This is a genomic window from Sphingomonas sp. BL-S-28, from assembly GCF_055521515.1.
This window is the reverse complement of record NZ_CM145484.1, coordinates 1,881,051-1,892,952: the sequence shown is the minus strand read 5'-3', so window position 1 is coordinate 1,892,952 and position 11,902 is coordinate 1,881,051. Positions and strand designations below refer to the sequence as shown.

Genomic DNA, 11,902 nt, shown 5'->3' with positions numbered 1-11,902 from the left:
GGAAGTTAATACTGATAAGCAGTGTAAATCAGGCATCAACCATAGTCGGCGCTTCCGCCTTCTTGCGCAGACGCCACGCATGGAGCAGCGGCTCGGTATAGCCGTTGGGCTGTTCCACGCCCCTGAACACCAGATCGCAGGCCGCGCGGAACGCGAAGGACCTGTCCCAATTGCCCGCCATCGGCTCATAGAGCGGATCGCCGGCATTCTGGGCATCAACCTTGGCCGCCATGCGGTGCAGCGCATCCATCACCTGCGCTTCGCTGCAAACGCCGTGCAGCAGCCAGTTGGCCATGTGCTGGCTGGAAATGCGCAAGGTCGCGCGGTCTTCCATCAGGCCGACATCGTTAATGTCCGGCACCTTGGAGCAGCCGACGCCCTGATCGATCCAGCGCACGACATAGCCGAGCAGGCCCTGTGCGTTGTTCTCCAGCTCCTCGCGAATCTCCTCCTCGGACCAGTTCGCGCCATCGGCCAGCGGAACCTGCAGCAGCAGATCGAGCCCCGGAACTTCGCCCTGCCCAATCTCGCCGCGCAAGCCGAACACGTCGACCTGATGGTAATGCATCGCATGGAGCGTCGCCGCCGTGGGTGAAGGCACCCATGCGGTGTTGGCGCCGGTCTTCGGATGGCCGATCTTCTGCTCCAGCATGTCGCGCATCATGTCCGGCGCGGCCCACATGCCCTTGCCGATCTGCGCCACGCCCGAAAGCCCGTGCGCCAGGCCGATGGCGACATTGCGCTTCTCGTAGGCGGCGATCCAGGTCGAGGCCTTGATCGCATTCTTGCGGATCATCGGTCCCGCGCGCATCGAGGTGTGGATCTCATCCCCCGTGCGGTCGAGGAAGCCGGTGTTGATGAAAACGATACGGTCCTTCACCGCATGGATGCAGGCGGCAAGATTGGCCGAAGTCCGCCGTTCCTCGTCCATGACGCCGACCTTGATCGTGTGGCGGGACAGCCCCAGCAGGTCTTCGACGGCATCGAACAGGTCATTGGTGAAGGCGCACTCTTCCGGCCCGTGCATCTTCGGCTTGACGATGTAGATGGACCCTTCGCGGCTATTGCCGAAACGGGTGAGGCCCATGACATCCTGCTTGCCGATGGCGCTGGTGAGCACGGCATCCATCACGCCTTCGGGAATCTCGCTGCCATCGGGCAGCAGGATCGCCGGATTGGTCATCAGATGGCCGACATTGCGGATGAACAGCAGCGAACGCCCCGGCAGATCGACCGACTTGCCGCCGGGCAGGGTGACGGTCTTGTCGCCCTCCAGTTCGCGGGTCAGCGTCTTGCCGCCCTTCTCGAACGTCTCGGTCAGGTCTCCGCGGATCAGGCCCAGCCAGTTGGCATAGGCGGCCAGCTTGTCCTCGGCATCGACCGCGGCGACCGAATCTTCCAGATCGACGATCGTGGTCAGCGCGGATTCGAGGACGATGTCGGCAATGCCCGCCTTGTCGGTCAAGCCAACCGGGCTCGACGGATCGACGACGATCTCGATGCCAAGGCCGTTAGAGCGATAGAGACGGCCTTTCGCGGTCTCCCCGACGTACTGCGACGGATCGGCCAGCGCTGCCTCGGCCGTTTCGGCATCGGCCCAGGACCCGGCCGCCAGCGGCAGCGCCTTGTCCAGAAACGCACGCCCGGCCGCGATCACCGCCGCACCGCGCACCGGGTCATAGCCCTTGCCCTGCGCAGGCGCCGCATCCAGCGCGTCGGTGCCGTAGAACGCGTCATAGAGGCTGCCCCACCGGGCATTGGCGGCATTCAGCAGGAAACGCGCATTGAGCACGGGAACGACCAGTTGCGGCCCGGCCATCGTCGCGATTTCGGGATCGACGCCCTTGGTGCCGATGGTAAAATCGCCCGGCTCGGGGGCCAGATAGCCGATCTGGCGCAGCAAGGCCTGATATTCGCCCTGATCGAAGGGTTTGCCGGCACGGGCCAGATGCCATGCATCGATCTGCGCCTGAAGATCGTCCCGCTTCGCCAGCAAAGCGCGATTGCGCGGGGCGAATTCGCCCAACAGCGCCGCAAAGCCGCTCCAGAAAGCCGCCGCGTCGAGGCCAACGGGGGGCAGGACCTGCTCCTCGACAAAGCGCGCAAGTCCCGCGTCGACCCGCAGGCCCGCTCTTTCCAAATTGTTCGTCATCATTCCTCGCAGTCCATACGCGCGGCTCAAGAGAGCACGGCGCGTCCGTGATAGTAGCCAAGACTGTCCCGGGGAGGAATCGCTGCACCTATGCCCGATCGATCCGCAAATGGCAACAGGGCCTTCGCCGGTGTGCCGCAAAGGGAGTACCTCGTCGGTCCCTCTTACAACGGCGTCGGAAAGGCTTACATTGTAAGGACTCGTCAACCATCAAGTCCGCCTGGAACCCGTGACTGGCATGGACGTTGCTCAGTGGAATGAGAGCAAGGTGGGGGCGAGGCCGAGAAGGAACGTCATGTTTCGCAAGATCGCCCGGCTTTTCGTCATCAAGACGAATTGGGAAGCTTACATGATCATCTATGCCCTAGCGCTGGGCGCGGTGGAGCGCGGCAGCGTCTACCTGACGCGCTTTCCGGGTTTCGGCGGCAAGCTGCTGTTTCTGGCCTGCACCGGCGCGGTGTTCATGGCCGGCGGCAAGATCCTGGACGCGCTGAAGTACGAGAAGGCGCAGCGACTGGCCGCAACTGAAGCGACCCACGGCGCACCGTCGCTTCGGGACCGCGAAGCCGCCTGACCACTCCCGATTCTTCCGCACTCGATTTGCCGTCCGCAGTCCTGATTCTTGCGGGTTCCGCGCGCTTGCTGACACTGTGCCGTCATGTCGGAGCCACGCGTCAATTACACTGTGATCCAGGCATTGCGCGGAGTGGCCTGCCTTTGGGTGCTGCTTTTTCACGCTGCCGAAGGCGGGCAACTCAAGAGCGTGGCCCCGCTTTCACCGTTTCTTTTCGCCGATGGGCATCTGGGTGTGGCGATCTTCTTCACGCTCAGCGGATTCGTGATCGCGCATAGCCTTTTCGGCAAAGCACCTGCCGAAACCCCGATCGCGAATGGCGCTGACTTTGGCCGGTTTCTGTTGCGCCGCTCCATCCGCCTGGCCCCGGCTTATTGGCTATCCATCGCTTTCGTCGTAGCGCTTGCCGGGCTTTCCGCGATGATCCGGCATGAGCCCCATCTGGTGCCCACCGGCGGCCAGATCGCCGCACATGCGCTCTATCTTCAGGACGTTCTGAAGATCGCACCGATCAATCCCGTCTACTGGACGCTGGCGTGCGAGATTCAGTTCTACGTCTTCCTCGCCATGATGCTGCTGATCCGCGCGAAATGGTCGCGTCACGGTTGGCCGCTGGCGCCATGGCCCAGTCTGGCGATGTGGGTACTCGCACTGGCATCCGCCCAGGGATGGTTCGGGCAGAACTGGTCCGGCTGGTTCGTCCAGTTCTGGGGGGTCTTCTATCTGGGCGTGCTGGCACGCAGGGCGCTGGATTCGGAAGTGGCCAAGCTGGCCGCGCTGGTTCTGGGCGCGGCGCTGCTGGCAACGCCCGGCTTCGATCGCACAGCCGCGCTGACGGCGATCTTCCTCTATCTTGCCATGCGCAGCGGCTGGGCGCGGACGGGCCTCAACTGGCGCTGGTTACAGTTCCTGGGTGCGGTTTCCTACAGCCTCTACCTCGTCCACAACCCGCTGACGGGCGCGGCAGGGTTCGTAGGCCACCGGCTCTTCGGCGATGGACCTGCCGCCGATCTGATCTGCCTGGTGCTGATCCTGGCCGCCTGCATCGCCGGTGCCACGCTGTTGTGGCTGGGAGTAGAGCGCCCATCGCACTGGCTGGCGCGCCGCATCCGGCCCGCGCGCGGCGATGCGCCGCTCACGCAGGCGGCCTTGTGATCGCAAAGGAAAGGAAGGTAGGGCGATTCTGTTGCAAGGCTCGCCCCCAGCCCCTGGAATCCGCTTCTGTTACCCGGTGGGTCCAACCGTGTTCTAACTTTGTAACTTCAGGCCGCTAGGCCCTAGAATTACGCCGCGAGAGCAAGTGCTTCGTTGTCGTTGGCACTTATGAGTTTTGAGCCTTGAACGGGTTACTCAGCCCGGAAGAAAACACCGCTTTTCAACACACGTCGATCCTAGTTCGGCCCCATCAACACCCCTGCGACAACAGGGTTGCCCAGCCTGGCTGGACGGGTGATGGTGGAGCCGCCGGGTACCGCCCCCGGGTCCGCTGTGCCTATTGAACGGCGCAGTTTATCCTCATAGCCGGCAAGCCGGCAAAGACGCATATAGGGTGTCCGCCGCAAAAGAAAAGGGGGAGAGCTTGCGCCCTCCCCTCCCTTCGCACCGGGGCTTGCCGGACCGCTTGCCTCGGCTATTTACTTCTTCAGCGCGTCGCGGATTTCGGCCAGCAGTTCCACTTCCGTCGGGCCGGCAGGCGCGGCTTCCTTTGCCGGCATCAGACGATTGGCCTGGCGCACGATCAGGAAGATGACGAAGGCCAGGATCAGGAAGTTGATCACCGCGTTCAGGAACGCGCCATAGCCGAACATGGCCACGCCCGCCGCCTTCAGCCCGGCATAAGTCATCGGCCCGGTATAGCCGGCCGGAACCGAACCCAGCACCACGTACTTGTTGCTGAAATCGATGCCGCCGGTGATCAGGCCAATAAACGGCATGATCACGTCATCGGTTAGCGAGGACACGATCTTGCCGAAAGCGGCGCCGATGATCACGCCGACCGCCAGATCCAGCACGTTGCCGCGGGCGATGAAAGTCTTGAATTCCTGTAGCATAATTAGCTGATCCCCTGAGTTTCTCGGGCAAGTCTGCATGGCCGCACCGCGCAAAATTGCCACAATGGCCCTTTGGTAACAATCGGTTGCGGCCATAAGTTGCAATGGCGCCGGTCCTTGAACCGGCATATACGCCTGCTATCTATGCCAAGAGGACGAGACGCGGCCCTACCGGCCCGTCATGAGCATAGTCCATCAGGAGGATCACCCCCCATGCGCCTTTCCCCTGCATCGCGAATCGGCCGCACTGCCCTTATCGTGGGCGTAACGGCATCGCTGGCCGGCTGCGGCTTCAACTCGGTGCCTACCAAGCAGGAAGCCGCCAAGGCCAAGTGGGCCGATGTGCAGGCCGCGTTCCAGGAACGCGCCAACCTCGTGCCCAACCTTGCCGCCGTGGCAAAGGGCGCGGCCACGCAGGAGAAGGAAATCCTGACCGGCGTGGTGGAAGCGCGCGCAAAGGCCACCTCTATCCAGCTTTCGGCCGACGATCTGAACGATCCGGCCAAGATGCAGCAGTTCCAGGCCGCACAGGGCCAGCTCGGCCAGAGCCTCTCGCGCCTGCTGGTCAGCGTTGAGCAGTATCCCGATCTCAAGTCGATCGTGAACTACCAGATGCTGCAGACCCAGCTTGAAGGGCAGGAAAACCGCATCCGCATCTCCGTGCGCGATTACAATGCGGCGGTTCAGGACTTCAATACGGAGGTCCGCACCTTCCCCACGATGATCGGCGCGAAGCTGCGCGGCGCCAGCCCGATGGTGCCCTATCAGGCGACAACGCCGGGCGCGGAAGTGGCGCCCAGCCTCGAAGGCAAGATGTAACACGGTGACCCGCGTTCGGGCCGTCCTTGCGGTCATTCTACTGGCCTTCGGCGTGTTGCTTGCCCAGCAAGCGGGCGCCGAGCCGACATTTCCGAAGCTGACCGGCCAGGTCGTCGACGATGCCGGCCTGCTGAGCCCTGAACAGGAAGCCCAGCTGACGCAGAAGCTGGAAGCGCTGGAGAAGAACTCCGGCCGCCAGTTGGTGGTCGTCACCCTGCCCAGCCTGCAGGGCTACGAAATCTCCGACTACGGCTACCAACTCGGCCGCGCCTGGGGCATCGGAGAGAAGGACAAGAACACCGGCGCGCTACTGATCGTCGCGCCGAACGAGCGCAAGGTGCGGATCGAGGTAGGCTACGGCCTGGAACCGATCATCACCGACGGCCTCTCGTTCCTGATCATCAACAACGACATTCTCCCCCGTTTCAAGGCGAACGATTATCCCGGCGGCATCAACGCCGGCGCCGATGCGCTGATCAAGCAACTGACCCTGCCGCCCGATCAGGCGCGTCAGGTGGCCGCAAACGCCGATGCCGCGCGCAAGCCGCAGGAAGGCGGCTTCCCGCTTGGCACCGTGATCTTCATCGGCTTCATCGTGCTGTTCGTGGTGCTGCCGATGATCAACGAGGCGCGCGGCGGCGGGCGGCGACGCAGCGGCCTTGGCGGCCCGATCATCTGGATGCCCGGCCCGTTCGGCCGCGACGACGATGACGACCACTGGGGCGGTGGCGGCGGCTGGGGCGGCGGAGGCGGCTTCGGTGGAGGCGGCGGTTTCTCGGGCGGCGGCGGCAGCTTCGGCGGCGGCGGCGCGAGCGGTAGCTGGTAGAGGAGAGACCGGACATGCCCTCACCCATCTACCTCTCGGCCGAGGATCACGCCCGCATCAGCGCCGCCGTGGGCGAGGCGGAGATGCACAGCTCCGGCGAAATCGTCACCGTGCTGGCGGACCGTTCGGACGGCTATACCGACGTGGCGCTGGCGTGGAGCGTCGTCGTGGCGTTCCTCGCCCTCGCCGCGCTGGTGATCGCGCCGCATTTCTACATGGGCCTCTATGACCGGCTGCTGGCCGACTGGGGGCACGAATGGACGCCGCGCATGATCATCGGCCTTGCCGCCGGGGTCGCCGCGATCAAGTTCGCCGCCATGCTGGCGCTGCAACTTTGGCAACCGCTGAAGTTCTGGCTGGTGCCCGGCCCGGTGAAGACCATGCGCGTCCACGCCCACGCCCTGCGCGCCTTCCGCATCGGCGCGGAACAACGCACCACGGGCCGCACCGGCGTGCTGATCTACCTTTCGATGCGTGAGCACCGCGCGGAAATCGTGGCGGACAAGGCCATCGCCGCCAAAGTCGATCCCGAGATCTGGGGCCATGTGATGACCGCGATGCTCGCCCATGTGCGCGAGGACCGCGTGGCGGACGGCATGGTGGTCGCGGTGGGCAAAGTGGGCGAAATCCTCTCCCAGCACTTCCCCCGCGCCGATGACGATATCAACGAACTACCCGACAGGCTGATCGAAGTATGACCGAAGTGACCCAACTGCCCCCCGATGCCGACGCTCCCGATGAGGTGATGTGGCAGGGCCGGTTCATCACCACCCGCAAGCGTGGCCGCTGGGAATACGTCAGCCGCGCGCGCGGCATCCGTGCCGCCGTGATCCTGCCGATCGATGCCGAAGACCACGTGATCCTCGTCGACCAGTACCGCGTGCCGCTGGGCAAGCGCTGCATCGAACTGCCCGCCGGCCTTGTCGGCGACCATGACGATGTGGCGGGCGAAGACGCCAGCGTCGCCGCCGCGCGCGAGTTGGAGGAAGAGACCGGCTACCACGCCGGCCGCATGGAGAACCTGGGCGAATTCTATTCCTCACCCGGCATGGTCAGCGAAAGCTTCACCCTGTTCCGCGCGCACGATCTTGTGAAGGTCGGCGAAGGTGGCGGCGTGGACAGCGAAGACATCGTGGTCCACCGCGTGCCCATGGCCGGAATCGAACGCCAGATCGCCGGATGGCGCGACGCGGGCTACGCGATGGACGTGAAGCTGCTAATGCTGCTGGGCGCTCGGCTGCTGGGCTAAGCGCTGTGCGCACTCGGCTCGGCATCTGTCAGCGCAAGCGGCGCTTCGAAACCGAAGAGGAAGCATTGGCAGTCGCGGCGCAGGCGGACGTCACACTGCGCCCCTATCGCTGCCCGCTGTGCCGGCGCTGGCACCTGACCAGTCGCACCAAAGGCATGCGCCTGCCCCGATTCGAGCGTGAGCGGCGCGAACGGCACTCCGACGCTCCGTAACCTGCGTCACGCACGTCGCATGGCCAAGACGGCGCGGGTCCGCGCTCAACTCGTCGATTTCCCGGCCACTGCACGGCAAAAAGTTGGATCGATGCAACCGATTGAGGTTGCAAGAATCCTACGATTGACCGAGGGCTGAACCTCAGCCCCCTACGGAGTTTCCCTTGGTCGGATCGTTATCCCGGCGCATCGTCGTCCTCTGCGCAATTCTTAGCGTAGTGCTGGCCGTCTTGGCCGGCCTGCTGCTCGATGCGTCGGCACAGATGCGCACGAGTCTTGGCTGGGTAGCGCATTCGTCCGAAGTGCTGGAGACCGGCAGCCGGTCGCTGCGCCACCTGCAGGCCGCAGAGTCCGGCCAGCGCGGCTTCGTGCTGACGCAGAACGCGGAATTCGCCGCCAGCGTCGCTGATGAGATCGCCGCCGCCCGCCGCGATGCCGCCACGCTGGTTGCGCTGACGTCCGACAACCCGCTGCAAAGCACCCGCGCCCGGCAGGTGCAGTCGCTGATCGCCCAGCGCGCGCAGGCGCTTGACGAAACCGGCCGGCTAGCCCGTGACGGCGACTTTGCCGGCGCCCGCAGCCGTGTCGCCACAGGCAAGGGCCGCGACTTGATGATGCTGGTCAACGCCCGCCTGAACGACCTGCTGGATGCGGAACGCGCACTGGCCGCTGAGCGCATGGCGGCCGTCCAGTTCCGCCTCGACAACATTCGCTGGCTGGTCATCTTCGGCACGCCGATTACCGTGATCACCATCACTTTCTTGGCCACCGCGCTGATCAGCCGCGTTCGTCGCCCGGTCGAACAGATGATGGCGGTGATGGGCCAGCTCGGCTCCGGCGACCGCAGCGCCCGCATTACCGCACGTATGGAATCGAGCGAGTTCCAGCGGCTTGCGCGTGGCTACAATGCAATGGCCGACGAGTTGCAGGCCGCCGTTTCCGATCAGGTGGCAAGCTCCGAACAGCTTCACCACGCCAACAGCGAACTCAACCGCAATGCCGAAGTTCTGCGCGAGCGCGGCGAAGTGATCGAACTGCTGGGCGGTATGGCCCACCGGATGCAGGCCGCCCGCACGGACGAGGAACTGGCCTCCATCATCCGCGTCTTCGTGCCGCGCGTGCTGCCGGAAATTCCCGGCGCGCTCTACGCCCACAACAATTCGCGCAATCTGCTGGTGCCGATCGCGGCATGGGGCGGGCTGGAAGTGGAAGCTGCCGGCTTCGCGCCGGACCAGTGCTGGGCCCTGCGCCGCGGCCAGAGCCATTTTGTGATCGAGCCCGGCTCGGACATCGTCTGCGCCCACATCGGCCACGATACCGACCATTACCACTGCGAACCGCTGCTGGCCGGCGGCGAAGTGATCGGCGTGCTCTACCTGAAGGGCGTGGTCGGGGCGGAAAACCGCTTCCGCCTGACGGTGCTGACCGAGAACATCGCCTCCGCCCTCGTCAACCACCGCCTCCAGCGCGGCCTGCGCGAACAGACGATCCGCGATCCACTGACCGGCCTGTTCAACCGCCGCTACATGGAAGAGACGCTGGCGCTGGAAATCGCCCGCGCCACGCGCACGGGCAGCCCGCTCAGCCTGGTCATGTGCGACGTCGACCACTTCAAGCGCTTCAACGACGAGTTCGGGCACGAAGCGGGCGACGCCGTGCTGCACGCGGTGGCGGCGGAAATGCGTTCACGCTTCCGCGACGGTGACGTGGTCTGCCGCTTCGGCGGAGAGGAATTCACCATCATCGCCCCGGGCACCTCCGCCACCGTTCTGGCCGAACGCGTGGAAATCGTCCGTCAGGCGATCAGCGAGCTTTCGGTGCATCAGGGCGGACGGATGCTGGGCCTGACGACCATGTCGTTCGGCATCGCCACCTGGGAAGAGAACATGGAGCGCGATGGCTCCACGCTGATCAAAGCTGCCGACGCCGCGCTCTACCGCGCCAAGCGCGACGGCCGCAACCGCGTGGTGCTGGATGGCCGAGCGGAGATGATGGCGGCGTAAGCGGGGACTAGATCCGCCCCAACAACTCAATTCTCCGTTTTCAAACTCTCTGTTCTCAACATAACACCCCGTCGCCCCCGCGCAGGCGGGGGCCCCGCTTTTCTTCTCCGGCGCCGCGTCTAAACGCGGCCATCGCCAAGGAAGCGGGATCCCCGCCTGCGCGGGGATGACGAGTTAAGTTTGATAAGGCAGCACGCCGATCACAGCGTCGTGAAGATCGCGCCGAAGTCCTTGCCGCCGTTGCCGGCCTCGACGAAAGCCTCGTAGATCTTCGTCGCATGCTCACCCATCGGCACGGTGGCACCGGACGTTTCCGCACCGGCCATCGCCAGACGCAGATCCTTCAGCATCAATGCCGAGGCGAAGCCGCCCGCATAGCCATTGTCCGCCGGGCTGGTCGCCCCCACGCCGGGCATCGGCGTATAGTCGTTGAGTGACCAGCAATAGCCGGTAGCCTTCGAACTGATCTCATAGAAAGTCTGCGGATCGAGGCCCGCCTTCTCCGCCAGCGCCAGCGCCTCGCAGGTGCCGATCATGTGGATCGCCAGCAGCATGTTGTTGCACATCTTGGCGACCTGCCCTGCCCCGGTGTCGCCGGCATGGATCACCGCCTTGGCCATCGGTTCGAGAATCGGCTTGGCCCGATCGAACACCGCATCGCTGCCGCCAACCATGAAGGTCAGCGTACCGCCATTGGCAGCCGCGATTCCGCCCGAGACGGGGGCGTCGGCCATCTCGTAACCCGCCGCCTGCGCCAGTTCGACCACTTCGCGCGCCGTGGCAAGGTCGATGGTTGAGCAGTCGAGGAACAGTGCGCCCTTGGGCGCCTTGCCGAACACTTCCTGGGTATAGACCGCGCGGACGATGCCGCCATTGGGCAGCATGGTGACGACGGCATCGACACCCTCGACCGCATCGGGAACCGTCTCGTAGACCGCGCAGCCCTGTTCGGCCGCGCGGGCCAGAGCATCGCCGGAAAGGTCGAAGGCGTTCACGGAATGCCCGGCCTTCACAAGATTCGCGGCCATGCCGCCGCCCATGTTGCCAAGGCCGATGAAGGCGATTTTCATGATATTCTCTCCCAATCTCTCGGGCGCGCGCCCGTCATCCCAGCGAAAGCTGGGACCGCTATCGATTTACGCGAACCCGCGTGCATGGCCGGGCTGCAACGCGCACGTCGCCGCCCGCCACACAGCGATCCCAGCTTACGCTGGGATGACGCGAGACCTTACTTACCCTTCCAGACCCCGGGCCGCTTCTCGACGAAGGCGGCCATGCCTTCGACCTTGTCCTCGGTGGCGGTCAGCACCTGGAACATGCGGCGCTCCATGATGAGGCCGGTGTCGAGTGTGGTCTCGAACGCGAGGTTGACCATTTCCTTGTTCATCGTCGCGGCCAGCGGCGGCATGCCGGCGATGGTGGCGGCGGTCTTCAGCGCTTCGTCCAGCAGCTGGTCGAGCGGCACCACGCGACTGACAAGGCCCGAACGCTCTGCCTCGGCCGCGTCCATCATGCGGCCGGTCAGGCACATGTCCATCGCCTTCGACTTGCCCACCGCGCGGGCCAGACGCTGCGATCCACCCATGCCGGGGGCAACGCCCAGCTTGATTTCCGGCTGGCCGAACTTGGCGTTTTCGGATGCGATGATGAAGTCCGCCATCATCGCCACTTCGCAGCCGCCCCCGAGCGCGAAACCGTTCACCGCCGCGATCCACGGCTTGCGGGTGGCCTTGACCACGTGGCTGGTCCAGCCAGCGAAGAAGTCCTGCGAATAGAATTCGGCACTCGGCTTGTCCGACATCTCCTTGATGTCGGCGCCGGCGGCAAAGGCCTTCTCGCCCGATCCGGTCAGCACCGCGCAGCCCTGCGAGGCATCGGCTTCGAACGCAGCGAAAGCGTCGATCAGTTCGGCCAGAACCTTCGAGTTCAGCGCGTTCAGCGCCTGCGGCCGGTTCAGCGTGATGAGAGTGACGTTGTCCTTCTTCTCGACCAGAATCGTCTCGTAGCTCATCGCAA

Annotated in this window: 12 protein-coding genes and 1 other RNA gene; 8 read left to right on the top strand and 5 right to left on the bottom strand. The window is 64.7% G+C overall.

From position 1 onward, the window contains the following. Positions 1-28: 28 nt before the first annotated feature. On the bottom strand, positions 29-2,152 hold the full coding sequence (locus ACZ1JC_RS17705; RefSeq protein WP_465138560.1) for a malate synthase G: 2,124 nt from the start codon (positions 2,150-2,152) through the stop codon (positions 29-31). Positions 2,153-2,447: 295 nt separating this feature from the next. On the opposite strand from ACZ1JC_RS17705, the gene ACZ1JC_RS17700 reads away from it, so the two are divergent. Together ACZ1JC_RS17700 and ACZ1JC_RS17695 are read left to right on the top strand one after the other, a co-directional pair. Next, the gene (locus tag ACZ1JC_RS17700; protein ID WP_465135626.1) at positions 2,448-2,726 is read left to right on the top strand and encodes a hypothetical protein; all 279 of its coding nucleotides are present in this window, start codon (positions 2,448-2,450) and stop codon (positions 2,724-2,726) included. Between the two features lie 84 nt (positions 2,727-2,810). After that, positions 2,811-3,881, top strand: a complete 1,071-nt coding sequence (locus tag ACZ1JC_RS17695) for an acyltransferase family protein (RefSeq protein WP_465135627.1) — start codon at positions 2,811-2,813, stop codon at positions 3,879-3,881. A gap of 55 nt (positions 3,882-3,936) precedes the next feature. On the opposite strand, the gene ssrA is transcribed toward ACZ1JC_RS17695, so the two are convergent. Beyond that, positions 3,937-4,299: a transfer-messenger RNA gene (ssrA, locus tag ACZ1JC_RS17690) on the bottom strand. A 61-nt stretch (positions 4,300-4,360) separates the two neighbouring features. Continuing rightward, the gene (gene mscL / locus ACZ1JC_RS17685; RefSeq protein ID WP_465135628.1) at positions 4,361-4,777 is read right to left on the bottom strand and encodes a large conductance mechanosensitive channel protein MscL; all 417 of its coding nucleotides are present in this window, start codon (positions 4,775-4,777) and stop codon (positions 4,361-4,363) included. A 213-nt stretch (positions 4,778-4,990) separates the two neighbouring features. Here mscL and ACZ1JC_RS17680 point away from each other — a divergent pair, with 213 nt between their 5' ends. The 6 genes from ACZ1JC_RS17680 to ACZ1JC_RS17655 all read left to right on the top strand — a co-directional run bounded on the left by ACZ1JC_RS17680 (position 4,991) and on the right by ACZ1JC_RS17655 (position 9,886). Then, positions 4,991-5,596, top strand: coding sequence for a LemA family protein (locus tag ACZ1JC_RS17680; protein WP_465135629.1), 606 nt, complete (start codon positions 4,991-4,993; stop codon positions 5,594-5,596). A gap of 4 nt (positions 5,597-5,600) precedes the next feature. Then, positions 5,601-6,422, top strand: coding sequence for a TPM domain-containing protein (locus ACZ1JC_RS17675; protein WP_465135630.1), 822 nt, complete (start codon positions 5,601-5,603; stop codon positions 6,420-6,422). Between the two features lie 14 nt (positions 6,423-6,436). Next, a complete protein-coding gene (locus tag ACZ1JC_RS17670; protein WP_465135631.1) occupies positions 6,437-7,120 on the top strand; it encodes a TPM domain-containing protein in 684 nt (227 codons plus the stop codon). Beyond that, positions 7,117-7,671: an NUDIX hydrolase gene (locus ACZ1JC_RS17665; protein WP_465135632.1), complete on the top strand. Its 555-nt coding sequence runs from the start codon at positions 7,117-7,119 to the stop codon at positions 7,669-7,671. The genes ACZ1JC_RS17670 and ACZ1JC_RS17665 overlap by 4 nt, the downstream gene beginning before the upstream one ends. A 5-nt stretch (positions 7,672-7,676) precedes the next feature. After that, complete coding sequence (locus ACZ1JC_RS17660) at positions 7,677-7,883, top strand: hypothetical protein (RefSeq protein ID WP_465135633.1); 207 nt, start codon at positions 7,677-7,679, stop codon at positions 7,881-7,883. A gap of 164 nt (positions 7,884-8,047) precedes the next feature. Next, positions 8,048-9,886 (top strand): diguanylate cyclase, encoded by a 1,839-nt coding sequence (locus tag ACZ1JC_RS17655; RefSeq protein ID WP_465135634.1) that lies wholly within the window; start codon positions 8,048-8,050, stop codon positions 9,884-9,886. Positions 9,887-10,086: 200 nt separating this feature from the next. Here ACZ1JC_RS17655 and mmsB read toward each other — a convergent pair whose 3' ends face one another. Together mmsB and ACZ1JC_RS17645 are read right to left on the bottom strand one after the other, a co-directional pair. Next, positions 10,087-10,956 carry a 3-hydroxyisobutyrate dehydrogenase gene (gene mmsB / locus ACZ1JC_RS17650; RefSeq protein WP_465135635.1) on the bottom strand — a complete coding sequence of 290 codons (870 nt, stop codon included), beginning with the start codon at positions 10,954-10,956 and terminating at the stop codon, positions 10,087-10,089. A 158-nt stretch (positions 10,957-11,114) separates the two neighbouring features. Next, positions 11,115-11,897: an enoyl-CoA hydratase-related protein gene (locus ACZ1JC_RS17645; protein WP_465135636.1), complete on the bottom strand. Its 783-nt coding sequence runs from the start codon at positions 11,895-11,897 to the stop codon at positions 11,115-11,117. Positions 11,898-11,902: the final 5 nt, after the last annotated feature.